Genomic DNA, 21,277 nt, shown 5'->3' with positions numbered 1-21,277 from the left:
GGACGCAATGAGGAGGGACAATCATGCAAATGCGCGGAAAAATTCTGGCCGGAGTGGCCGCAATCGCTGTATTGGCGGCTTGTACGTCACAAGACATGGCCGAGGACACTGTGGCGCCCCCACCGCCTCCGCCGCCGCCCCCTCCCCCTGCTGTGGCCGCGATGGAAGCGCCGGTGGGCTTTGCCAAAATGGCGGGTGCACCTTCTCCGATCATGGTGCAGCCAGAGCCGGAATTCCGTGACAAGTACGAGGATGTTGATCCGAACCCTGTCAAACTGGTCAGCGAGGAACCCGTTTCGACCTTTTCAATCGATGTCGACACCGCATCCTACGCGAATGTTCGCCGCTTTCTTGAAGATGGCGTATTGCCCCCAAAAGACGCGGTGCGCATCGAGGAATTGATCAATTATTTCGACTACACCTATCCGCAACCGGCAGAAGGCGAAGCGCCATTCTCCACGCAGGTGAACCTCATGCCCTCACCCTTCGCCGAAGGGCGTGAGCTGATGCAGATCGGCATTCAGGGCCGCGACATTGACCGCGATGCGCGCCCACCAATCAATTTGACGCTCCTGATGGATGTGTCCGGGTCCATGTTCTCTGACGACAAGCTGCCCCTGGCAAAGCAGGCCATCAAGCTGATGCTGGAAGAGATGGAGCCAACCGACACAATTGCGATCGTGGTATATGCGGGCGCGGCCGGTGAGATCCTGGCGCCAACACAAGTTAGCGAAAAACGCAAGATCGTGGCGGCGCTGGAAGAATTGCGCGCGGGCGGATCAACTGCTGGCGGCGAAGGGCTGCGCCTTGCTTATTCCCTCGCCGAACAGGGCCTGAAGGAAGATGCGGTCAACCGGGTGATGCTGCTGACCGATGGCGACTTCAATGTCGGCATTTCCGACCCGGAACAGCTGGAAGATTTCGTCTCCCGCAAGCGCGAGACAGGCATCTACCTGTCTGTGCTCGGTTTCGGACGCGGCAACTACAATGATGCAATGATGCAGAAGATTGCCCAGACCGGTAACGGCACGGCAGCCTATATCGATACCTTGAGCGAAGCCCGGAAAGTTCTGGCCGACGATCTGTCCGGAAACATCTTTCCGATTGCGGATGACGTGAAAATCCAGGTCGAGTTCAATCCCGCCCGCGTCGCCGAATATCGTCTGATCGGATACGAAACGCGCCTGCTGGACCGTGAGGACTTCAGCAATGACAAGGTGGATGCTGGCGATATTGGCGCAGGCACCAGTGTGACGGCGATCTATGAGATCACGCCTGTCGGCTCCGACGCGACTCAGATCGATCCTCTCCGCTACGGCGACAATGATACGAGCAAGGCTGAGCCGTCCGGCGAGTACGCCTATGTGAAGCTGCGCTACAAGGCACCGGGTGAGGATACCTCTACCTTGCTGGAGCGCGCAGTCACGGGATCAGATCGCGTGGACAATGTGGAGGACGCCCCGCAATGGGCGCGCTTTGCGACGGCCGTCGCGGGCTATGGTGAAATGCTTAAAGGTGGTGAGGCCCTCGGCACCGGATTCGGCTGGGAGAGTATCCGAAACCTGGCGAATGGCGCCAAGGGCCCTGACGAATTCGGGTATCGCGCAGAGTTTGTACAGCTGACCCGGCTGGCAGAGACGGCAGAGGCTCAGGCCGCCCTGCGCCAGCAGAGTCAGGAAGAATAGATCAAGCTGCGATTGGCGCGTCTTCGGCCCGGCTGCGATCCGACATGCAGACCGGGCTGAAGCCGGCCTCAATATCATCGACCATTACGCGGCGCGTTCTGGCATCAAACTCCGTCGCCAGGAATACCGCCCGCGCGCCATAGCGCTCGGCATCGGCCAATGCCCAGATCGGCTGAACGTCATTCGGCTTACCGGACAGCTCAATCGTGCGGATGATGCGCCATCCATATGTGTCGGGCGCTGCGAAGATTGCCACGCCCGCCGTGCGCGCCCAAGGCGCATCTAGGGGAACCCGTTTGAAATCCCAAGCTTTGCCTGACCGTCCCCGAAACCTTACGTCGATACCCATGTTCATGCTCCGTTCCAATGAGCATGTTCCTATAATGTTCCAAAACGTTCCGCAAGAAATTTTTAGTTAACAGCGCATTAACGTATTCGGTCGAATTCAATCGATGACGCGAAAGCGGCTACGGTCGAACACTTTCAGCACCTGCGCCAATTCACGCCCTCGCCGCAGAACCTGTCCGGCCTGTCCGTAGACGACATATTGGCCCTGCATATTGGCCAGATGGGGCTGTTTTTCGATGCGCCAGGTGGGGTTTTCGGCGTGTCGCCTGAAAATGGCAAAGATCGCGACATCCTTGTGCATTCCGATTGCATAGTCTCTTGCTTCCCCCGCCATGACGAGACGGCCATAGACATCGAGAATCGGTTGAAGCTCTGTCTTGTGGAAAGCGATTCGCGGTTCCGGCGGTGAAATCCGGTGGGTATTTTCTGCCATTTTTCCCTTTCTGGTTTCTCCTGTGACGCGAAAAGGTGGCCGGTAAGCTCGCCTAAACGCAATTTAATGGAAATCCCGCCCGATTTAGGCAGATTTGCCATGTTTCCGCCTTGCGTCCGCCCCCGACGACAATCATCTTCTAATTGTCGGGCGGAGGTGTTCAGCAGACACCCCGGACCCATCAGCCCCCCCAGCCCCCTGGGGCGTTTGTTCAGCCTCTGTCCGACATCTCATCCTTCACTGCCATCTCAGCTACGCGTTTCTGGACCTATTGGGCCGCGAGACGGGCAAGGCGTCAAGCAATGGCTTGGCGAAACGACCGATATTCCGCCCGATGCCTGAGGCCAGTTTCAGGCGGCGATCAATGTAGGCGTCGAGATCCTCGTCCGATGGCTGATCCAGCCAGTACATGACGATGGGCGGAATCACGGCAGCCAAAAGGCCCCGCTTGGAATAGCGATTATAGTCTTCTGCCGTGTCGCCAGCCTCTTCCCAGACCATATCTGCCACGCGCCAGGTACGCTGCGCCGCTGGCAATGCGCCCCACGGCAACAGGCCACGCACCGCGGCCCGCCTTACGGCTTCGCGGTCTGGCTCCAGCGCGGCAAGCCACGCCTTCACCCCGGCCTTGACCCGGCCCGGTGTGTTCAGAGCCGAATGATCCTCCGCCGCCAGCGTTGCGCGCGACGCCTGCCCTGCTCGCTCGAAAAAGGCGTCAATCAGGTCTGAGATGCCATTTGGCGCGGCCAACGCCTGCTCGCCCTCGCTGAGGCCAGCACGCTGAGCCGCGGCCTCGGCGGCGGCGTCCGTCCAGCCATCAAACGGGACATCGGGCAACAGGGCATCCAGCCAGCGGAACCGTAGTGTTTCGGACGGCGTTGATGACATAACTGAACCTCATGGCTTTAAGGGCTTGGCCAATGGGCCGGACCCGTGATATAGGCGCCGCTTCCGAGGTCTGTAGGCCTCAACCGAAATGCATCGGGGCGACGCCCCCAACGAATGGAGAAGAACAATCGTACAGATCGTCGTCCGCGATAACAATGTCGAGCAGGCTCTGCGCGCACTGAAGAAAAAGATGCAGCGCGAAGGCATGTTCCGGGAAATGAAGGCCCGTCAGTACTTCGAAAAGCCATCCGAGAAGAAAGCCCGTCAGCGCGCTGAAGCGGTTCGCCGCGCCCGCAAACTGGCTCGCAAGCGCGCCCAGCGCGAAGGTCTGGTATAGACCCGGCTTCCGGATAACCGGTTTCCATAAAAGCCCTGCCAGTTCGCGCTGGCAGGGCTTTTTCTATTGGGGCGACCGCTTTCGGCGTCTGAGCCGTGAAAACGAGCGCCCGTGCGCATGCCGATTAAGGCAATCCATCCGCCGCTCGTTGATCGCCTGTGGAGTTGACTAAGTCGTCAGCTTCTCTCCGCTTGCTTTCATTGGAGTTTCGCTCTGAATTCGGTCCCATGCCGGCATGTCGATACCTCTGAAGAGCAGCCAAAATCCCACCACGAACTCAAACGCGGCACCCGGCAAGAACACAAACATGATCCATCTCGTCATCGCCGGGAACAGAATGATCGTAACCGCGCCGAGACCGACTGCAGCGTAGGTGAAAATGCCCCACGCGGACAGCCATCGCGGAATGAACCGGGATTTGAAGAACAGGACATAGTAAGACAGCGCTCCCGCGGACATGATGATCAGCAGGAAGTAGATGCTGTATCCCTTCAAGTGGCGAAAGAGGCGCAACAGAGCGTATCTCGTGTCATCCGACATATCTACGATCAACTCCGGACGCGTCAGGACGGCCAATGCTGCATAAGCAAAGATGATGAATGCTACGCCAATGATACTCTCCGCCAGGCGGCAATAACCGCCAATCGCGGCGAGCCCCGGACCGACATGACGTAAATACGAGTACATTGCTGCGGCGGATACGATCACGAAAAGATACATGCCCGTTTCCGCCAACAGTCCGGTCCGGAACAAGAAAACGTCTGACTCCGAATAGGCTGTCATTGTTGAAGCGGTAATATCATTCCAGATGTGGTGGGTTGGTCCCAGAGTGATAAACAGTCCAAGTATGGAATAAGCGAGATAGGCAAAACCCGAAACGCGCGCCATGGCTTGCACAGAAGATTTGCCGAAAAAAGCGGTCTGCATCGATAAGTCCTTTTGTTGGTTCACAATGTCGGTGATCAATTAGATTTTCGTCAGCTTGGCGTCCGACTGGGCCAAACCGGACATTGTTTGGCCCCTTGCCGCGGCCCGGAACTGGTTCGCACGACGCAATTCTTGGCGAAATTCAAATCGATGCAGTTCGATTTTCACCGTGCCAAAGCATTCCTTTTCAAATATGCCCGCTGCAAGCCTGAGCGCGCGAGAGTTCCAGGATGTCCGCCAACATCATCACCGTCATGTATTCTGCCATGGCTGGAATTGCGGTTTTCGCGATCGTCCAAATAGCAACCTCCGACGATCGCCGCGTCGACCAAGTCCGATCATTGATCTGTGTCTTTGCACTGCTTCTCATTCATGTTGCAGGTCAATTGGCCATCTCAACCCGGCTCTTCGAATGGGCCCCACACCTCGCCGGGGCTGAATTGCCATTTGTCACCCTGCTAGGGCCTGCTCTGTATTTCTATGTCCGCGCGATGAAGGCCCGAAAGCCACGTCGATTTGCTGGGTCCGACTGGTGGGTTTTGAGCGGCCCCCTTCTGGTCGTGCTGATAATGCTGCCCTTTTCTCAGGTTTCAGCTCCGGACAAGCTCGCCCTCGCCAACCCTGTGACCCGCGATCCCGACTTGTTCTTGCTCGCATTAACTACGCGCGCTGCCGCAATCGTCGTGTTCTCGGTGTTCACGGCGATTTATCTGATTGGCGCGCTGCGACTTCAATTCACGCACAAAGTGAACGTCAAACGGGTGTACTCGAATCTAGAAAAACGGTCTCTGGATTGGCTCAAAATGTTGTTGGCCGCCTGGGCGCTTGGATGGATTGCATTTGTGTTTACAGATGCACTTTGGCTGGCTGGCGTTTCGCCCGTCGGTACGGGAGCCATATCGGCTGTTTTCGAGGCGGTCGCGTTTAGTGCTTTTGCTCACATTGCGCTCAATCAGCCTGCAATTTATGACGACGAGACAGAACACGCAGACACTGGCGCGGATCGGCAGCCCATTCTTACCGAAGACCACATGACCAGAATCACCAGAAAGCTCGACGCCGCGATGATTGGCCAACACCTCTATAAAGAGAGCGGTCTTTCCTTACGTCGACTGTCGGATGAAACATCGATTAAGGAGAATTATATCTCCGAGACCTTTTCTCAGCATCTTCGGACAAATTTCTACGATTTTGTGAATGGATACAGGTTAAAAGAGGCCGCGAGCCTGTTGGAGGATACGGACACCAATATCCTGAATATTGCCTACGATGTCGGCTTCAATTCTCGATCGACCTTCAATAGCGCCTTCAAGAGGCTCTTTGGAATGCCGCCGAGTGAATACCGAAACCGCCAGTCCGCAATTGCAGGCTAATGGTCCCTCCGGGAGTCGTCTGATCATGTTTCCAGTCTACGTCCATGTCCGCCTCTGCCCCAGAGTGTGGACTTCGCCCTAGGCCGCTTTCCCTTTCAGGCCGATCATCCGTTTCAGCATTCCGCCCATATCGCCGATGCCGGCGCCGTGGACGGCGCCTGCACGATAGACCTTTGTGGACAGCCACAGGATGAGCAGGGCGAACCCGGCCATCAGGCCCATCTGGGCCAGCACTTCCCAAAGCGGCGGATCATGTGGCATGCGCAGGATCAGCAGGAAGGGCGTGAAGAACGGGATCCATGAGGCGATGTCGATCAATGGCGAGCCGGGATCCTGAAAGGCGATGAAGATCGCGAACATCGGCAGCATGAGCAGGATCATCATCGGGCTGAGCAGCGTTTGCGCTTCCTGGATCGTGTCGCAGAGCGAGCCGAGCGCCATGAAGATCATGCCGTACATGATATAGCCGAGAACGAAACTGATCAGACCGGGCACGATGATGACCGGATTGGCGAGCGCCGCGATGAAAGGCGCGATCGCGTTGCCGACACCGGGAATCTGGGTCGAGACAATCGTTGCCCCTGAGAAGGCGAACAATCCCCAGGACAGCATCATCGTGGTGGTCACCGCGAACACGGCCAGCAGCTTGCCTGCCAGCAATTCAGGCAACTTCACCGAGGTCAGCAGCGTGTCGAAAATCTTGTTTGACCGCTCCTCAATCGTGCCCATCAGCAGGTACTGAATGATCGAGAACACCATCAGCCAGAGAAAGTAAGCAAGCCCGCCTGCAACGAACATCGGCGCGCGGTCCGCCATCGTGACTTCCGAGCCTGTGGTGTCCTGCTCCTCTACAGTTCGGATACGCCGGGCGGGGACGTCAAAGGCGGCTTCATCGACGCGTTCCAGAAAGTTTTCGCCCAACCCGGCCTCGGAGAGCGCATCCTTGCGGGCGAGGTCCAGCATCGCATTTCGGGCGAGATAGCGAAGCTGGTCGACATTCACATCATCGCTCCAATATTCCAGCTCGCCGCCATCTTCTGTCAGAATGAAGGCTGCAAAGAGCGGCTTTTCTCCAAGCGGGCCGGAAACAAGTTTCTGACCCAGCAGGTATGGCCGCAATCCGTCGATGGAATCAGCCGGAGGCGGGACCTGAACGAATTTCCGGTCAGTCGGACTTGTGCCGTCCTCCCCCACCGAAGCGAGATCCGCTTCAGACAAGACGGGCAGATCCAATTGTTCCGCGATTTCACTGGTTCGCTCAATTTCGGCAATTTCCCGCTCGCGGAACTCAGCCTCAATCGCTTCGGCATAGACGCTGCCCGGCTCGATCACAGCGAAATAGCGAACAGGAGAAGACTGCGCAGCGAAGGCGGCGAGCGCGGCGCCTATGATCATGAACATTGGCACGGCGGCCAGGCTGAGCCAGAAGCCCCAAGCCTTCACATAGCCAAGATAATCGCGGCGAAAGATCAGCAATATGTTGCGCATCAGGCGACCTCATCTTCGGCGAGTGACGCTTCGAGCGCGGCCGCATCAGCCTCGCCCACCAACGAGACGAACACGTCCCGCAATCGCGCCTCTTCAGGTGCAAACCCTGTGATGGGTGCGCCCGCCTCCAGCGCAGCGCGCAAGGCATCCTGCGCCTCCCGGCCGGGTGGCAACTCAATTCGCCACGTCTCGCCATGACCGACATCCGCCGCGCGAATGGCCTCAAACCCTTTCGGCGACAGCGCTGCGGCCAGATCAAATCCATGCTCGACAGAAATGCGGGCGCCCTGCCCCAACGTGGCAAATGCCTCCTTCAGCGTACCATCCAGCACCTTGCGACCACGCGCCATCATCACAATCCGGTCGCACAGACGCTCGGCATGCTCCATCACATGTGTGGAGAACAGGATCGTCGCCCCGCGGTCATGCTCGGCGCGAATGAGATTTTCCAGCGCTTGCTGGTTCACCGGGTCCAGCCCGGAAAATGGCTCATCCAGGATCAGAAAATCAGGACGGTGCGCCAGCGTCGACAGGATCTGCACCTTCTGCGCCATGCCCTTGGACAGTTTGGAGATACGCGACCGGCTGAACTCACCGAGCCCGGTTGCCTCCAGTAGCTCATCGGCCCGGGCGCGCGCATCAGATGCCGACAGGCCCTTCAATCGCGCAAAGTGGCTGATTGTGTCGCGCGCGGTCATCTTCTTGTAGAGGCCGCGCTCCTCCGGAAGGAAGCCGACATGGCGCAATGACTGCACATTCGGCGCGCTGCCGAACAGCTCAACCGTGCCGGAATCGGGCTCCATGATGCCCAGTCCCATGCGGAGGCTTGTAGACTTGCCTGCGCCGTTGGGTCCGAGGAATCCGATGATTTGCCCTTCGGGAACGTCCAGCGACAGATTGTCGACGGCCGTGAATTGGCCAAACCGTTTGGTGACGGCAGTCATGATCAGCGGGGATGCAGGCAAGGTTCGGGCGTCCTCGTGGAGTTAGCGGCTCTGGGCGTCTCGATTGTCGATAAGCAATACTTTCAAATGTCCGATTTGCCTTGCCAAGCCCTTAAAGGAGTCGCAGCATCGCGTCAGATGAAGACGGTACCTCCCCCTCCCGTGCCGGATCACCTGACTCAAAGTGCAGGTCAGGACCCGCTCGGCCGCAAGCCGACAGCCCTGGAAAAATACGCCGAACAGCTCGCCCGGATTGAATCCGCGCTCGACCGCATGGATGCGGGCCATTATGGCATCTGCACAGGATGCAACAGTCCAATTTCGCTAAAGCGACTTGATGCGGACCCGGCTGTCGAAACCTGCTCGGACTGCCGGGCGCCTGCGACGCTTACGAGCTGATTTATCTAAAGAAAAACGCCGAACAGCATAATGAAGAGCTGGACGATCACGGCCAGTATCACCATCAGCACGACCGTCGCCATCCAGCGGCCGCCGAGGTTCATGACAAGACCGGCAACGACGCCAACGATGGCCATAAGAGCCAGGGACACCATCCAGTTCATTCCGATGGCAACAGCAAGCGTGGCATAGCCGACCGTCATGATGATCAGGAGGCTGCCCCAGATGCTGCCCACCATGAAGCCATCCCAAGTCGCCTTCTGGACGCTGATATCCATGTCACCGCGATGATATTCGTTGGCAGCCATTAGGGCACTCCCCGTCAAAAACCTTGTGTCCTGCGTAATATATGAGGGCGTAGCAGGGTCAAGCGCGTCAAAGCGCTCCAGTTCAGTTCAATTGCTTGTCAGACTTGGGTGGCCGCGGTGCCAAGGCCGCCGGAAGCGGCGCGGCGGGCACGCCCTCCTCACGCAGAGCCTGGGATTCTTCCGCCGTGGTTTCACCCCAGATGGGGCGACTATCGGTCTCGCCGTAATACATGGACCGGGCCTCATCTGCGAAACTATCGCCAACATAATCAAAATTATTGGCGACGTGATCGCGTGCCTTCTCGATGAACTTCCGCGTGAGGGCGGCCTCATCCGAACTGGTCCTGCGCGCTTCCGATGTACGCACCGAAGGGGCCATGATCTGTTTCGCGACATTTGATCCGCCACACATCGTGCAGCTGACGAGCCCGCGCTGAGACTGGTCATCAAATGCAGATGAGGACGCAAACCACGCTTCGAAATCGTGCTCGCAATCAGAACAGATCAGGGCGTATCGGATCATGGTCGTTCGCGTCAGGCCTGAAGCAATGGGTCCAGCTTGCCGGACCGCTCAAGCGCCATCATGTCATCACAGCCACCGATATGCTGATCTGCGATGAAGATTTGCGGGAATGTGCGACCGCCACCCGAGCGCTCGACCATTTCAGCCTTCTTTTGTGCGTCCATGCCGGCATCAATCTCGTTGAACTCGACATTTTTGGATTTGAGCAGGGAAACAGCGCGCGTGCAGTAAGGGCAGAATTGGCGCGTATAGATCGTGACTTCAGCCATAAGGGGGCTCCTGACAGGGTTTCTTCCCGATTTATATGGTGACATCCGTTTCCCGCACAACGCGCGCAAGCACCAGCACGTCGACTTGTCGCGCTCCGGCACGTTTCAGGGCACGTGTGCATGCGGAAAGGGTCGCGCCCGTCGTCAGAACATCATCAACCAGCAAGAGGCGTTTGCCGTCGATCAAAGTTGCCGCGCGGGGAGAGATACTGAACGCACCCGCCACATTCCGGTGGCGGGCCTTCGCGCTCAGATTTCCCTGCGTAGGCGTCCTCCGTTTGCGTTTGAGCAGATCGACACGGCAAGGTAGCCCCGCCTCCCGCGCGATTCCTTGTCCCAGCCAGGCGGATTGATTAAAGCCCCGACTGACCAGGCGCGTATAGTGCAACGGAACCGGTATGATCATATCCGCTTCCGCAATTAGATTTGCACCGGCCCGCTGCATCCAGCCGGTCATGGTGCGCAATCCGTCCCGGCGACCAGAGCGTTTGAGGTCCAGCACAATACGGCGGCTGGCGGCATCATATATGAGCGCGGCGCGCGCCCGGTCCCAGCGCGGGGGACGCGCGATACAGGCCGCGCATTGCGCTTCCGGCCCTAGGTCCAGCTCCATCGCACGTCCACAAGTGTTGCAAACGGGGTCAGACAGAAAGCCGATCGCGGCGAACTCGGACGCCGTCAGCGGCCCCTTACCGACACCTCGTTGACCGCTGACCAGAGAACGCTGCGGCCACAGAAACTCAGCGACGCCGCGCAATGCCCCCTTTGCCATACGGGTTGGCTGGTCCATATCGCTGCCCATGTCTTCCCCGGTTTCCCCAACTGCCAGTCCGCCCCGCCTGTTCGATCGTGCCCGTCTGGCGCGCAATCGCGACCGGGCTGCAAGCGATTTCGGAAACTATGACTTTCTGAAAGCCCGTGTGTCGAGCGATATTGCCGAACGCCTCGCTGATACATCACATACCTTCGACCGCGCCTTCGATCTCGGCGCACACACTGGCCAACTGGCGCAGGTGCTGCAGGATAGCGGTCAAGTCGGCACCATCGAGGCCGGAGACTTGTCGCGCTGCATGGTGGAGCGCATGGCGGCGGGTGGTGTGACGGCGCGAGAGATCGACGAAGAACGCCTCCCGTTTGCCCCCGCAAGCCTGGATCTGATCGTGTCCGCGCTGTCGCTTCATTGGGTGAATGATCTGCCCGGTACGCTCGTGCAGATCCGCAAGGCGCTCAAACCGGACGGATTGTTTCTAGGAGCCCTGTTTGGAGCGGGTACACTCAGCGAGCTGCGCACCAGCCTGATGGAAGCCGAGACCGAATTGACAGGTGGCGTAGCTGCGCGACTGTCTCCCCTGCCCGGCCTGCGGGATATGGCGAGCCTGATGCAAAGAGCGGGTTTCACCTTGCCCGTCGTGGACCGCGATCCCGTTACGGTTCGCTATGGTTCGCCGCTAACCTTGCTGACCGATTTGAAGGGCATGGGAGAACGCGCCGCGTTTATGACCGGAACAACCCGGCCTCTGTCGCGGCGGGTGCTTATGCGAGCAATGGAAATCTACCAAGACCGGTTCAGCGATCCTGACGGACGGGTCAGAGCGACGTTCGAAATTGTTCACATGTCTGGCTGGAGTCCGGCGGACTCACAACCAAAACCACTAAAGCCGGGAAGTGCGAAGGTCAGTCTTGCGGACGCAGTCAAAAAAGCTGGCTCGCGCTGACTTTTCATCTGTGTGGCGTCAAGCCATCTCGCTCTCGACCGTTTCGAACGTCGAATTTATTAAGGCCGTAACTGCAACCAGACCGCCCATGATCGCTACAGCAATCAAACCAACCAAAAGGCCATACTCCACAGCTGTCGCGCCGGACTCATCCGTCAGAAACCGAACAATTGTCTTTTTCGTGGCCATGTTACTTGCTCCGAGTGACTGTCTTACCCGAGAGCGCGTCAAACAAAGGAATGTCTGCCGCAGGCGCCGGATAGAGATGAAGGTCCGATGATTTGACCCAGGCCAGAGACTGACCTTCTCGCGGCACCAATTCGCCGTCCCAACTCTCCGTTGCGAAAAGTGGCATCAAAAGATGAAAATCAGAATAAGCATGACTGGCAAAAGTGACAGGTCTCAGTGAGAATTCCTCCACTTTTATCGAAAGCTCTTCGTGGAGTTCCCTGACCAACGCCTGCTCAGGCGTTTCACCCTGTTCAATCTTGCCGCCGGGAAATTCCCACAGGCCCGCCATTGATTTCCCTTCAGGGCGCTGGGCCAACAGGATACGGCCCTTTGCGTCATAAAGCGCGGCAGCAACCACCAGCACCGTTCGGCGTGTCATGTGCGGTAGGCCCCATTGATGTCGACATAGCCGTGGGTCAGGTCGCAGGTCCAGACGGTATGTGACTGGTCGCCCACGCCCGCATCGACGGTGATTGTAAACTCCGGCTTTGCAAACACAGCGCTGGCAGCAGCCTCTGAATAATCCGGGGCACGCGAGCCATTCTGAGCGACGAGCACATCATCAAACCAGATCGAGAGTTCGTCCATCCGGATCGGCTCAAGCGACTTGCCGACGGCCATGACGACGCGCCCCCAGTTGGCGTCGCCTGCCGCCATTGCCGTCTTGATCAGAGGCGAGTTTGCAATTTCGCACGCCATGATCTTGGCGGACTGACTCGAGACGGCACCTTTCACGGTGATCGTGACAAACTTGCTGGCCCCTTCCCCGTCCTTGACGATCAGATGGGCTAGTTCAAGACAGACCGCATGCAGGGCGTCCGCCAGCACTTCGAACCGGGGATCGTCGGACGACGTGATGGGTGACATGCCGCTGGCACCGGTCGCGAAGACCATCAGAGTATCGGATGTTGATGTATCGCCATCCACGGTGATGCTGTTGAAGGTCTCGTCAGTAATGTCCTCCAGCAATTCCTGCAGCAGCGCCGGGGCGATGGCAGCGTCAGTGAAAACGTATGACAACATCGTTGCCATATTCGGCGCGATCATGCCCGATCCCTTGGCGATACCAGCGATATTGATCTGAGTTCCGTCGAGATCGAACGACCGACCTGCGCCTTTCGGGAACGTATCGGTGGTCATGAAGGCTCGGGCAGCAGCTTCCCAGTCCGGCGCGGCAAGGCGCGCTGCCAATTCGGGCACAATAGAGCCGACATAATTTGGATCTGCCAGAGGCTCACCGATGACGCCCGTCGCAGCGATGAAGCAGGTTTCCTTCGCAACCCCTAGTGCTTCACCCATAGCCATGAGTGTGGCGTCGTTCTTCAAGACACCCTTCGGGCCGGTGAAGGCGTTGGAGTTGCCGGAGTTCACCACAAGCGCGCTCGCAGTGCCCGCACCGCTTTTCAGCGCCTCCCGGCACCAAAGCACATCGGCCGAAGCCGTATTGGAAACCGTATAAACGCCCGCGCAACTCGTTCCTTCGTCGAAGGCGAACAGGAAAACGTCATCCCGTGTCAGACCACGCGCTGCGTAAAAGCCTCGCGAGCCGGTGGCTGCGCGCACGCCGTGAACGATAGGCAAGTCAGGAAAATGCGCCGGGGCGAAGGGGGATGGGATCAGTTTCAAAGCTCACGTCCTTGTGCTTCAGATGCGGGCTGCTCTTTCAGCAGATCGCCTTCGCTTTCAAGCGAAAGTCCGGAATCCGGAACGATATGTGGCGATTTTTCGCCTTTTTCGATCTTCGCCTCGGTGCGCAATCGACGCAGGATCTTGCTGACTTGGTTGAGTGTCAGGAAGGTCACGATTTCCGGACGCATCTCGGCGCGCGTCTTGGGTGGGCTGGTTCGGCGATCCTTCACTTTCAGGATGTGCCAGCCATCGGCTGAGAGAAACGGCTCTGACACCTCTCCCACACCCGTATTGGCAATTACGACCGGGAACGGGTCGGCCATGTTGTTCGGAGAGACATAGCCGAGATCGCCGTTTTCCATCCTGGTCGTCGAATCCACAGAATCCGACACGACGAGACTTTCGAATGTCGCCCCATTCTGAATTTCGTCGTACAGGCGGCGTGCGTCTTCTTCCGTTTCGACCAGAATGTGCGCGATGGAGACCTCATCGTCTTCCTGCTGCAGTGCGACCTGCTCCTTGTACATGGACTCGATGCTGTCTTCCGTCACCTCGGAGGCAACCAGGCTCTCGACCAGCAGGTTTCCGAGAATGCGCTCGCGCGCAACTTCAAGGCGGCGCTCTGCGGCGGCGCCCTTGTCGAGCCCCCGCCCCAACGCCTCCTGCGCCATCAATTTCTGATCGACCAGCTGATCCAGAACCAGATCATAATTGTCGTCGCCGGGGCCGAATTCCTCACCAGGGGAAATGAGGCCGCGCGCGACTGCCTCAAGCTCAATGTCGCTGACGTAAATTGGATCGCCGTTTACCGTGACTGCAGTCGCCGCTTCGACTTGCAGGACAGGCTCTTCCTCGACGGGGCGATTGCACGCCACCGTTGCAGACAGGACCAGCGACACGAAAAGTATGGAATGAATCCGGGAAAAGGGCTTCAGAAGCAGCACTGTAAAGTCTCCTCTAGGCTGAGGGCGCTGCATTGACACCCCAATGCGGCGTTCTTAAGTCTGACCCGAACGCTGGTCGAGGGGTTTCAGCCAGCGAGAGTGCGGTGGGAGAACCCACAAAAATTCTGTCGGTTCCGCTGTCAGGATTAGAGTTTTGTCGCCCAGATCAATTGGTGCTGCCTGATATGCTTTCTGTTGCCCGCAAGATTTTCGGTTCAGTTAATGATCGCAAGCTGAAGCCGCTTCGCGCGCGCGTCAACCGGATCAACGCCCTTGAGCCGATGATGGAGGCCCTGTCTGACGAGGCGCTGAAGGGCAAGACAGAAGAATTTCGCAAACGCCTGGCCGACGGCGCAACTCTCGACAGCCTTCTGGAAGAAGCCTTTGCCGTAGTCCGCGAAGGTGCCCGCCGCGCGCTGGGCATGCGCCATTTCGACGTGCAGTTGATGGGCGGCATGGTGTTGCACTCTGGAAACATCGCCGAGATGCGTACGGGTGAAGGCAAGACGCTGGTGGCAACTCTGGCAGTTTACCTGAACGCGCTTGAAGGCAAGGGCGTTCACGTCATCACGGTCAACGACTATCTGGCCAAACGAGACGCTGAATGGATGAGCCAGGTGTATGGCTTCCTTGGCATGACGACCGGCATCATCGTGCACGGCATCTCTGACGAGGAACGCCGCCAAGCCTACGCCGCAGACATTACCTACGGCACGAACAATGAGTTCGGTTTCGATTATCTGCGCGACAACATGAAATACTCGCTGGAACAGATGGCCCAGCGCGAACACCACTTCGCCATCGTCGACGAGGTCGACTCAATCCTGATCGATGAAGCGCGTACGCCGTTGATTATCTCCGGCCCGACCGATGACCGGTCTGAGCTCTACATGACGCTTGACGCGATGATGCCGCGCCTGACCGATGAAGACTACGAACTCGACGAGAAACAGCGCTCGGTCACCTACACCGAAACCGGCACCGAAAAGCTGGAAGGATGGCTGACAGAAAACGGAACGCTTGAAGGCTCTTTGTGGGAGCCAGCGAATATTTCCATCGTCCATCACGCCAATCAGGCCCTGCGCGCTCACAAGCTTTACACCCGCGACAAGGATTACATCGTCAAGGATGGTCAGGTGATGCTGATCGACGAATTTACCGGTCGCATGATGGAGGGGCGCCGCCTGTCCGAAGGCCTGCACCAGGCCATCGAAGCGAAGGAGCAGGTAGACATCAAGCCAGAGAACCAGACTCTTGCGTCGATCACCTTCCAGAACTATTTCCGCCTCTACAAAAAGCTGGCCGGCATGACCGGCACAGCACTGACCGAGGCCGACGAATTTGCTGATATCTACAATCTGGGCGTCGTGGACCTGCCGACCAACAAGCCGATCCAGCGGATCGACGAAGACGACGTCGTGTACAGGACGGCCAAGGCGAAATATGCCGAGATTGTCACTGATGTGCGTGAATGTCATGCGAAGGGCCAGCCGGTTCTGCTAGGCACAGCATCCATCGAGAAATCCGAAGTTCTCTCCAATTTGCTGACGGCAGCGAAGATACCTCACAAGGTTCTGAACGCACGCCACCACGAGCAGGAAGCTCAAATTGTTGCGAATGCCGGTGTGCCGGGCGCGATCACTGTGGCAACCAACATGGCCGGCCGCGGAACCGACATCCAGCTGGGCGGCAATTTCGAAATGCGGCTTGAACAGGAGAAGGCCGAACAGGAAGCCAAGCTCGGCCGTGAGCTGACGGAAAGCGAACTCTCCCTGCTGACCAGCCAGATCAAGGCGGACATCGAGGTCAAGAAGAAGCAGGCGCTGGACGCTGGTGGCCTTTATGTTCTTGGCACGGAGCGCCATGAAAGCCGTCGGATCGACAACCAGCTGCGCGGCCGGACAGGGCGTCAGGGTGATCCGGGTAAGTCGAAATTCTACATCTCCATTGAAGATGACCTTATGCGCATCTTCGCGGCTGAGCGCATGGACAATGTGATGCGTCGCCTTGGCATCAAGGAAGATGAAGGCATTACGCATCCGTGGATGAACAAGGCGATGGAAACGTCGCAGAAGAAAATCGAACAGCGCAATTTCGAGATCCGGAAAAACGTCCTCAAATATGATGACGTGATCAATGATCAGCGGAAGGCCATTTTCGAGCAGCGCATGGACTTCATGCGCGCCGAGAACGTGTCCGACACCATTCTCGACATGCGCGAAGACGTGATCAACAACCTTGTGACCCGCACCATGCCAGAACGCGCGTATGCGGAACAGTGGGATATGGACGGCCTTGCCGAAGCCCTGCGACAGGATTTCGCAATCGATATGCCCGTGAAAGATTGGGCCAGCGAGGAAGGCGTCGCCAACCAGGAAATCGCCGAGCGCATCCACAATGGCGTCAACAAGGTCTACGAGGCCATCACCCAGCAAGTTGGCCTTGAACAGATGCAACGGATCGAGAAGCAGATCCTGCTTCAGGTTCTGGACATGCGCTGGCGCGAACATTTGCAAATGATCGACCAGCTCCGTTCCGTTATCCACCTGCGGTCCTATGGCCAGCGCGATCCATTGAACGAGTTCAAGGAAGAAGCCTTCAACCTGTTCTACAATCTGCTGAACGAACTTCGCGTAACGGTTACGCGCTCGCTGATGCATATCCGCGTTCAGGCCCCGGCCGAACAAAAACAGCAACGCCCTGCCCCGCAGCCTTCGGCACCTCCGCCGCAGATGCGCGAAACCCATATTGATCCGGATACGGGCGAAAACGAGATGTCTGACGACGACACACCGCCGCCTGGACCCGCCCTTCACCAGGCAGAAGAAAGCTGGGCCAACACGCCTCGTAACGCTCCCTGCCCCTGTGGCTCCGGCAAGAAGTACAAGCATTGCCACGGCGCCCTGATCGGCCAGAAGGTTTGATCTCTTGGCCCGGCTCATCATGCTGTCGGGTCTGCCAGGATCGGGAAAGTCCACGCTGGCGCGAAGAATGAGTGACCACACAGGCGCGATCCTGCTCAGAATTGATGTATTCGAACAGGATTTGCGCAATGCCAATGGCGACACGTTTGATGTCGGCACGCAAGGCTACCGGATTGGCTATGACCTTGCCCGGCATCACCTTCTGAAAGGCAAAGATGTCATCGCTGACGCTGTGAATGCGGTGGAACCAGCACGCACGGGTTGGAGAGCCATCGCTGAGGAGACTGGCACGCAGATCATCGAGATCGAAGTTGTGTGTACGAATGAAGACGAAGCCGCCCAGAGGTTGCGCACGCGCGAGACAGGCATAGACGGTCTGCTGCCGGTCATGCCTCAAGACCGCCGTAAGCGTATCTGGGAGCCAAATTCCCTATCCTCAGGAACAGTCGATACGGCTGGACGACCGATTTCAGACTGTGTGGATGACCTTTTGAGACTCGTGAAGCGGACCGGATGAAGCGCTGAATCGGAACTTCGTGGTAAACGCGGCGTTCACCCTGATGAACACCCACAAGGAGTCTCATCATGGGCCGTACGCTCACCGCCATCCTCGCCTTCATCTGCGTTGCCTTTCTGATCGTGCTCGGCTGGTTCTATTATCAGGAGGGATCTTTTGAAGGCGCTGGCGCGCGCATGGATGCGACAATCGACGATCTTCCAGAAGAAACCTCCGAATTCGCGAATGAAGTTTCCGAAGCCGCCGATGAGATCTCAGACGAACTGGATCAGGATGGCTCGCCTGAACGCTAGGCCAGACCGTCCTCACAACTTGACACATGACGGGAAGTGCCCGAACGCCTAGTTCGATATGATGACAACCCTTCCCCCTGTTCGCGGCAAGCTGATCAAGGATGCCAGCCTCGCGCCCTACACCTGGTTCCGCGTCGGCGGCCCGGCAGACTGGCTGTTCCTGCCAGAAGACGAGACGGACCTTGCTGGCTTTCTGAAAACGCTTGACCCAGCAATACCCGTTACGGTTCTCGGCGTCGGCTCGAATGTCATCGTCCGCGATGGCGGGATCGCCGGTGTCGTGGTGCGTCTGATGGGCAAATACTGGGGCAGCGTCGAAGCGAGCGAAGACGGATTTCTGACTGCGCGACCGGGCGCACTAGACGTTTCCGTGGCCAAAGCCGCGGCGCGCGCAGGCATAACGGGCCTAGAATTCCTTTCAGGCATTCCAGGATCTCTGGGCGGGGCAACCCGAACCAATGCAGGCTGCTATGGTCAGGAGTTGCGGGATGTCCTGGTTGGACTAGAGGGCTATCTGAGGGACGGCACGCATGTCGCCTATCGGGGGCCAGGGCGTCCCGGCAATCTGCCAGAGGCCAGCTTCTCCTATCGCCATACAGACTTGCCCGATGATCTGATCGTCACCAAGCTGACGCTGGAAGGGTCTGGCTCAGGTGATCCGAAAAAGATCCTTGCCGAGATTGAATTGCTTCAAAATCGCCGCGCGGATACGCAGCCGATCAAGGAAAAGACGTCGGGCTCTACCTTCGCCAATCCTGACCCTCCGGGCACACCAGACCAGAGGTCAGCCTGGAAACTTATCGACGCTGCTGGCTGCAGGGGCTTGAAAGTGGGCGGTGCACAAGTCTCTCCCAAACATTGCAACTTCCTCATCAATACGGGCGACGCCACAGCGGCAGACCTGGAAGCATTGGGCGAACTCGTCCGCGCGCGAGTATTGGCCACGCAAGGAGTGAACCTCCGCTGGGAAGTGCGCCGGATCGGACGGATCAAGCCTCCCCTTCCCCCAATCGATGCCTAGAAAATTCCTTCCAGCGTGAAGGTCATGATCGGCCCGAAATCGCGGGCACGGTCCTCTATGCGCACAACATTTCCGAGACGGTTAGTGTCGTAGATCTGGCGGCGGAACGTATCATTCTGGTTTGCGATATTTCCGATCATGGCCTGACCAGTCATGCCCCAGAGATCCTTGTGCTCAATATAGGCAAACGCAAATCCTGGGCGTGCGCCTTCCTGACCAGTCTCCGCAAGGCGATAGTATGGATTCCGCTCCCAACGCTCGAACCCGACCGACCACGCCCAGTCGGTCGCCGGCACATCATGACGTAGTTGAAGCATCATCCAGTATTTCGAACTGTCATTGATAGGGCGGAGTTCTCCGGTCAACGGATCGGTCAACTCAGAGTCATAATAGTTGCCCTCATAGGTCAGCTCTGCGCCAGAAAATCCGATGGGCGCGAGTTTCAATGTGGCATCCCACTCCGCTCCGACCTGCCAGGCCGCGTCGAGATTGCCCGGCCCATCCCCTGAACCAATCGGAACACGGTCCACGATATCCTCAATATCTTCGTAAAATACCTCGACCGTCCCGGCGCCCCACGCGCCAAAGCTCTTTTCGGTCTGAACACTGAGTCTCCATTTCTGATCCGGCACAATCTCCGGGTTGCCTGTCTGTCCATTGCCAGCGTTGAGATTCACCGAGGACACAAAGTCATAGAAATCGAGCTGCCCGACTTCTCTTTCGAGACGCGTGACAAGTCGGAGAGTGGGCCTGGCCTTCCAGGTAAGGCTGGCGAATCCTTTGGGCCGCGTGAATGTCCTGACATTGGAAGCGTCACCTGATTGAGAGAGTTCCGACATCTCCGCGCCCAGCGAGACTTGCCCTGTCAGCCCCCTCGCCAAAGGACGGCCATGCGTGATCGATATTTCTCCGCGCTGTTCTTCGACACGGGAGTTCGCTCGCGGCAATTCCTGTCGCTCCAGCGGCCCACCATCTTGTGACACGAACAAGGATGAGTCCTGCTCCAGATAGTTGAACGCACCCTCCAGGGCGATCTGCCAATCTGCTCCGGATCCAACCCCGAGCGCATACTCCGTTCTGAGAATATACTCTCCTTCTTGGATATCCTTTCGGAACACATCTTCTGAGGACCTACTGCCATCAAGATTGCCGACCAGAACACGATCAACAATCGGGCTGTCTTCCCGGCGCACCAGACCAATCGCTTTCAACCGGCCCGGCCCGAGACCGAATTCGTAATCTCCACCGACTTCCACGAACACTTCATCTTCTGCACCAGTATAGAGACGCCGACCTTCCACGCCTTGAGTGCGGAACAGTTTTCCGGCTTCCTTGTAGTCTGGCTGAAAGACCTGAGCCTTCGCATTCAGGTTTGCGATTGCACCTGAGGGCGGCGTCCATCCGATCGATCCTGCCACGGACATGATCTCTGCGATGTACGTGAAATCTTCTTCCCGTCGCTCGATCAGGCTTCCCTGCCCATCAGTGACAAATTCCGGTCCGTTGGAAGCCCCTCTTTCCGGACTGCTCTCAGCTTCGAAGGTCCAGCTGAGGTCACCGCCCCCACCTGACAGGGTGAGATTGAGATCATTGTAATATGGCGGAAGATTATCCCGGAACCGGGCGCTCCATCGCCACGTGCCGGATATTCCCGTGTCCCCGCTAGTAACGACGTTCACGACCTGACCGGACAGACCGGGGATCTCGAATGCAGACGCGTCGACAAGTTCGATACGCACCACGCTCGTCGCAGCGATCCGGTCCAGCGAATCCGTTGCGCCATTCGATTTGCCAGACACACGCTGATGATTGATCAGGACGTTGCCGCTGGCCTGCCCAAATCCCCGCGAACCGTCATTGTCTCCCTGAATTGAGAAGCCCGGAATTCGATTCACCATTTCCAGCGCTGTACGTGGCGCATACTGACGGAAATTCTCAATCGTGTAGATCGTTGCGCCTGGCGTGGTTTCCGGAGCCATGTCGGCCATCGCCGACGGCACCACAACAGATACTGCCAGTGCACTGAAGCACGCTCCACCAAGAAGCCGAGTCAAAGGGTTCACGCTGCGTATCCTCCCGCG

The 21,277-nt window shown here is 57.9% G+C and carries 24 protein-coding genes; 9 read left to right on the top strand and 15 right to left on the bottom strand.

What is annotated here, in order from left to right; all coding sequences use genetic code 11:
• Window positions 1-23 precede the first annotated feature (23 nt).
• Window positions 24-1,685: a vWA domain-containing protein gene (locus HF931_RS06895; protein ID WP_273242658.1), complete on the top strand. Its 1,662-nt coding sequence runs from the start codon at window positions 24-26 to the stop codon at window positions 1,683-1,685.
• 1 nt (window position 1,686) lies between these two features.
• Here the strand turns inward: HF931_RS06895 and HF931_RS06890 are convergent, their stop codons facing one another.
• The 3 genes from HF931_RS06890 to HF931_RS06880 form a co-directional block, all read right to left on the bottom strand.
• A complete protein-coding gene (locus HF931_RS06890; protein WP_155841610.1) occupies window positions 1,687-2,034 on the bottom strand; it encodes a hypothetical protein in 348 nt (115 codons plus the stop codon).
• Between the two features lie 96 nt (window positions 2,035-2,130).
• The gene (locus HF931_RS06885) at window positions 2,131-2,466 is read right to left on the bottom strand and encodes a DUF2794 domain-containing protein (RefSeq protein ID WP_035547303.1); all 336 of its coding nucleotides are present in this window, start codon (window positions 2,464-2,466) and stop codon (window positions 2,131-2,133) included.
• 252 nt (window positions 2,467-2,718) lie between these two features.
• Complete coding sequence (locus HF931_RS06880; RefSeq protein ID WP_273012427.1) at window positions 2,719-3,354, bottom strand: COQ9 family protein; 636 nt, start codon at window positions 3,352-3,354, stop codon at window positions 2,719-2,721.
• Between the two features lie 88 nt (window positions 3,355-3,442).
• On the opposite strand from HF931_RS06880, the gene rpsU reads away from it, so the two are divergent.
• Window positions 3,443-3,691, top strand: coding sequence for a 30S ribosomal protein S21 (rpsU, locus tag HF931_RS06875; RefSeq protein WP_035547306.1), 249 nt, complete (start codon window positions 3,443-3,445; stop codon window positions 3,689-3,691).
• 168 nt (window positions 3,692-3,859) lie between these two features.
• Here the strand turns inward: rpsU and HF931_RS06870 are convergent, their stop codons facing one another.
• Window positions 3,860-4,618, bottom strand: coding sequence for a DUF4386 domain-containing protein (locus HF931_RS06870; protein ID WP_273242655.1), 759 nt, complete (start codon window positions 4,616-4,618; stop codon window positions 3,860-3,862).
• A gap of 440 nt (window positions 4,619-5,058) precedes the next feature.
• Here HF931_RS06870 and HF931_RS06865 point away from each other — a divergent pair, with 440 nt between their 5' ends.
• On the top strand, window positions 5,059-5,991 hold the full coding sequence (locus HF931_RS06865) for a helix-turn-helix transcriptional regulator (RefSeq protein WP_273242654.1): 933 nt from the start codon (window positions 5,059-5,061) through the stop codon (window positions 5,989-5,991).
• Between the two features lie 78 nt (window positions 5,992-6,069).
• Here HF931_RS06865 and HF931_RS06860 read toward each other — a convergent pair whose 3' ends face one another.
• The gene (locus tag HF931_RS06860) at window positions 6,070-7,479 is read right to left on the bottom strand and encodes an ABC transporter permease (RefSeq protein ID WP_273242652.1); all 1,410 of its coding nucleotides are present in this window, start codon (window positions 7,477-7,479) and stop codon (window positions 6,070-6,072) included.
• The gene (locus tag HF931_RS06855) at window positions 7,479-8,444 is read right to left on the bottom strand and encodes an ABC transporter ATP-binding protein (protein ID WP_273242650.1); all 966 of its coding nucleotides are present in this window, start codon (window positions 8,442-8,444) and stop codon (window positions 7,479-7,481) included. The genes HF931_RS06860 and HF931_RS06855 overlap by 1 nt, the downstream gene beginning before the upstream one ends.
• Window positions 8,445-8,561: 117 nt before the next feature.
• Here HF931_RS06855 and HF931_RS06850 point away from each other — a divergent pair, with 117 nt between their 5' ends.
• Window positions 8,562-8,822, top strand: a complete 261-nt coding sequence (locus HF931_RS06850; RefSeq protein WP_273012435.1) for a TraR/DksA family transcriptional regulator — start codon at window positions 8,562-8,564, stop codon at window positions 8,820-8,822.
• A 5-nt stretch (window positions 8,823-8,827) separates the two neighbouring features.
• Here the strand turns inward: HF931_RS06850 and HF931_RS06845 are convergent, their stop codons facing one another.
• The 4 genes from HF931_RS06845 to HF931_RS06830 form a co-directional block, all read right to left on the bottom strand.
• Window positions 8,828-9,130, bottom strand: a complete 303-nt coding sequence (locus HF931_RS06845) for an aa3-type cytochrome c oxidase subunit IV (protein ID WP_035547315.1) — start codon at window positions 9,128-9,130, stop codon at window positions 8,828-8,830.
• 82 nt (window positions 9,131-9,212) lie between these two features.
• Window positions 9,213-9,653 carry a DUF1178 family protein gene (locus tag HF931_RS06840; RefSeq protein ID WP_273242647.1) on the bottom strand — a complete coding sequence of 147 codons (441 nt, stop codon included), beginning with the start codon at window positions 9,651-9,653 and terminating at the stop codon, window positions 9,213-9,215.
• Between the two features lie 11 nt (window positions 9,654-9,664).
• A complete protein-coding gene (gene grxC, locus HF931_RS06835; RefSeq protein ID WP_035547319.1) occupies window positions 9,665-9,922 on the bottom strand; it encodes a glutaredoxin 3 in 258 nt (85 codons plus the stop codon).
• A gap of 31 nt (window positions 9,923-9,953) precedes the next feature.
• Window positions 9,954-10,724, bottom strand: coding sequence for a ComF family protein (locus HF931_RS06830; RefSeq protein ID WP_273242645.1), 771 nt, complete (start codon window positions 10,722-10,724; stop codon window positions 9,954-9,956).
• Between HF931_RS06830 and HF931_RS06825 the strand changes: the two genes are divergently transcribed.
• Window positions 10,723-11,637 carry a methyltransferase domain-containing protein gene (locus HF931_RS06825; RefSeq protein ID WP_035547322.1) on the top strand — a complete coding sequence of 305 codons (915 nt, stop codon included), beginning with the start codon at window positions 10,723-10,725 and terminating at the stop codon, window positions 11,635-11,637. The two genes, HF931_RS06830 and HF931_RS06825, sit on opposite strands and share 2 nt — an antisense overlap.
• Before the next feature lie 18 nt (window positions 11,638-11,655).
• On the opposite strand, the gene HF931_RS06820 is transcribed toward HF931_RS06825, so the two are convergent.
• The 4 genes from HF931_RS06820 to HF931_RS06805 are packed head-to-tail and all read right to left on the bottom strand — an operon-like array spanning window position 11,656 to window position 14,441.
• Complete coding sequence (locus tag HF931_RS06820) at window positions 11,656-11,826, bottom strand: Flp family type IVb pilin (protein WP_273242643.1); 171 nt, start codon at window positions 11,824-11,826, stop codon at window positions 11,656-11,658.
• Between the two features lies 1 nt (window position 11,827).
• A complete protein-coding gene (locus tag HF931_RS06815) occupies window positions 11,828-12,247 on the bottom strand; it encodes a (deoxy)nucleoside triphosphate pyrophosphohydrolase (RefSeq protein WP_273242641.1) in 420 nt (139 codons plus the stop codon).
• Window positions 12,244-13,494 (bottom strand): bifunctional glutamate N-acetyltransferase/amino-acid acetyltransferase ArgJ, encoded by a 1,251-nt coding sequence (gene argJ / locus HF931_RS06810; RefSeq protein WP_273242639.1) that lies wholly within the window; start codon window positions 13,492-13,494, stop codon window positions 12,244-12,246. Before argJ ends, HF931_RS06815 begins: the two co-directional genes overlap by 4 nt.
• Entirely contained in the window at window positions 13,491-14,441 is a 951-nt protein-coding gene (locus tag HF931_RS06805; protein ID WP_051602383.1) for a peptidylprolyl isomerase, read from the bottom strand. Before HF931_RS06805 ends, argJ begins: the two co-directional genes overlap by 4 nt.
• Before the next feature lie 185 nt (window positions 14,442-14,626).
• Here HF931_RS06805 and secA point away from each other — a divergent pair, with 185 nt between their 5' ends.
• From secA to murB, 4 genes are all read left to right on the top strand, one after another.
• A complete protein-coding gene (gene secA / locus HF931_RS06800; RefSeq protein WP_273242637.1) occupies window positions 14,627-17,365 on the top strand; it encodes a preprotein translocase subunit SecA in 2,739 nt (912 codons plus the stop codon).
• Between the two features lie 19 nt (window positions 17,366-17,384).
• Window positions 17,385-17,882 (top strand): AAA family ATPase, encoded by a 498-nt coding sequence (locus tag HF931_RS06795; protein WP_273243171.1) that lies wholly within the window; start codon window positions 17,385-17,387, stop codon window positions 17,880-17,882.
• 68 nt (window positions 17,883-17,950) lie between these two features.
• A complete protein-coding gene (locus HF931_RS06790) occupies window positions 17,951-18,175 on the top strand; it encodes a hypothetical protein (protein WP_273014357.1) in 225 nt (74 codons plus the stop codon).
• A gap of 61 nt (window positions 18,176-18,236) precedes the next feature.
• The gene (murB, locus tag HF931_RS06785; protein WP_420537731.1) at window positions 18,237-19,196 is read left to right on the top strand and encodes a UDP-N-acetylmuramate dehydrogenase; all 960 of its coding nucleotides are present in this window, start codon (window positions 18,237-18,239) and stop codon (window positions 19,194-19,196) included.
• Here murB and HF931_RS06780 read toward each other — a convergent pair.
• The gene (locus HF931_RS06780; protein ID WP_273242633.1) at window positions 19,193-21,259 is read right to left on the bottom strand and encodes a TonB-dependent receptor plug domain-containing protein; all 2,067 of its coding nucleotides are present in this window, start codon (window positions 21,257-21,259) and stop codon (window positions 19,193-19,195) included. The two genes, murB and HF931_RS06780, sit on opposite strands and share 4 nt — an antisense overlap.
• Window positions 21,260-21,277 lie beyond the last annotated feature (18 nt).

Origin of the sequence: Hyphomonas atlantica corrig. (assembly GCF_017795365.1) — a bacterium.
Taxonomy (GTDB): Bacteria; Pseudomonadota; Alphaproteobacteria; order Caulobacterales; family Hyphomonadaceae; genus Hyphomonas; species Hyphomonas atlantica.
This window is presented reverse-complemented; position numbering and strand designations above follow the sequence as displayed.

What these genes read in the sequence shown, in the direction of transcription:
- HF931_RS06890 (WP_155841610.1), bottom strand. Translation starts at nt 2,034, where the DNA reads ATGGGTATCGACGTAAGGTTTCGGGGACGGTCAGGCAAAGCTTGGGAT.
- HF931_RS06820 (WP_273242643.1), bottom strand. Translation starts at nt 11,826, where the DNA reads ATGGCCACGAAAAAGACAATTGTTCGGTTTCTGACGGATGAGTCCGGC.
- HF931_RS06870 (WP_273242655.1), bottom strand. Translation starts at nt 4,618, where the DNA reads ATGCAGACCGCTTTTTTCGGCAAATCTTCTGTGCAAGCCATGGCGCGC.
- HF931_RS06825 (WP_035547322.1), top strand. Translation starts at nt 10,723, where the DNA reads ATGTCTTCCCCGGTTTCCCCAACTGCCAGTCCGCCCCGCCTGTTCGAT.
- murB (WP_420537731.1), top strand. Translation starts at nt 18,237, where the DNA reads ATGACAACCCTTCCCCCTGTTCGCGGCAAGCTGATCAAGGATGCCAGC.
- HF931_RS06880 (WP_273012427.1), bottom strand. Translation starts at nt 3,354, where the DNA reads ATGTCATCAACGCCGTCCGAAACACTACGGTTCCGCTGGCTGGATGCC.
- HF931_RS06895 (WP_273242658.1), top strand. Translation starts at nt 24, where the DNA reads ATGCAAATGCGCGGAAAAATTCTGGCCGGAGTGGCCGCAATCGCTGTA.
- HF931_RS06840 (WP_273242647.1), bottom strand. Translation starts at nt 9,653, where the DNA reads ATGATCCGATACGCCCTGATCTGTTCTGATTGCGAGCACGATTTCGAA.
- HF931_RS06845 (WP_035547315.1), bottom strand. Translation starts at nt 9,130, where the DNA reads ATGGCTGCCAACGAATATCATCGCGGTGACATGGATATCAGCGTCCAG.
- HF931_RS06850 (WP_273012435.1), top strand. Translation starts at nt 8,562, where the DNA reads ATGAAGACGGTACCTCCCCCTCCCGTGCCGGATCACCTGACTCAAAGT.
- grxC (WP_035547319.1), bottom strand. Translation starts at nt 9,922, where the DNA reads ATGGCTGAAGTCACGATCTATACGCGCCAATTCTGCCCTTACTGCACG.
- secA (WP_273242637.1), top strand. Translation starts at nt 14,627, where the DNA reads ATGCTTTCTGTTGCCCGCAAGATTTTCGGTTCAGTTAATGATCGCAAG.
- HF931_RS06795 (WP_273243171.1), top strand. Translation starts at nt 17,385, where the DNA reads ATGCTGTCGGGTCTGCCAGGATCGGGAAAGTCCACGCTGGCGCGAAGA.
- HF931_RS06830 (WP_273242645.1), bottom strand. Translation starts at nt 10,724, where the DNA reads ATGGGCAGCGATATGGACCAGCCAACCCGTATGGCAAAGGGGGCATTG.
- rpsU (WP_035547306.1), top strand. Translation starts at nt 3,443, where the DNA reads ATGCATCGGGGCGACGCCCCCAACGAATGGAGAAGAACAATCGTACAG.
- HF931_RS06790 (WP_273014357.1), top strand. Translation starts at nt 17,951, where the DNA reads ATGGGCCGTACGCTCACCGCCATCCTCGCCTTCATCTGCGTTGCCTTT.
- HF931_RS06815 (WP_273242641.1), bottom strand. Translation starts at nt 12,247, where the DNA reads ATGACACGCCGAACGGTGCTGGTGGTTGCTGCCGCGCTTTATGACGCA.
- HF931_RS06860 (WP_273242652.1), bottom strand. Translation starts at nt 7,479, where the DNA reads ATGCGCAACATATTGCTGATCTTTCGCCGCGATTATCTTGGCTATGTG.
- HF931_RS06885 (WP_035547303.1), bottom strand. Translation starts at nt 2,466, where the DNA reads ATGGCAGAAAATACCCACCGGATTTCACCGCCGGAACCGCGAATCGCT.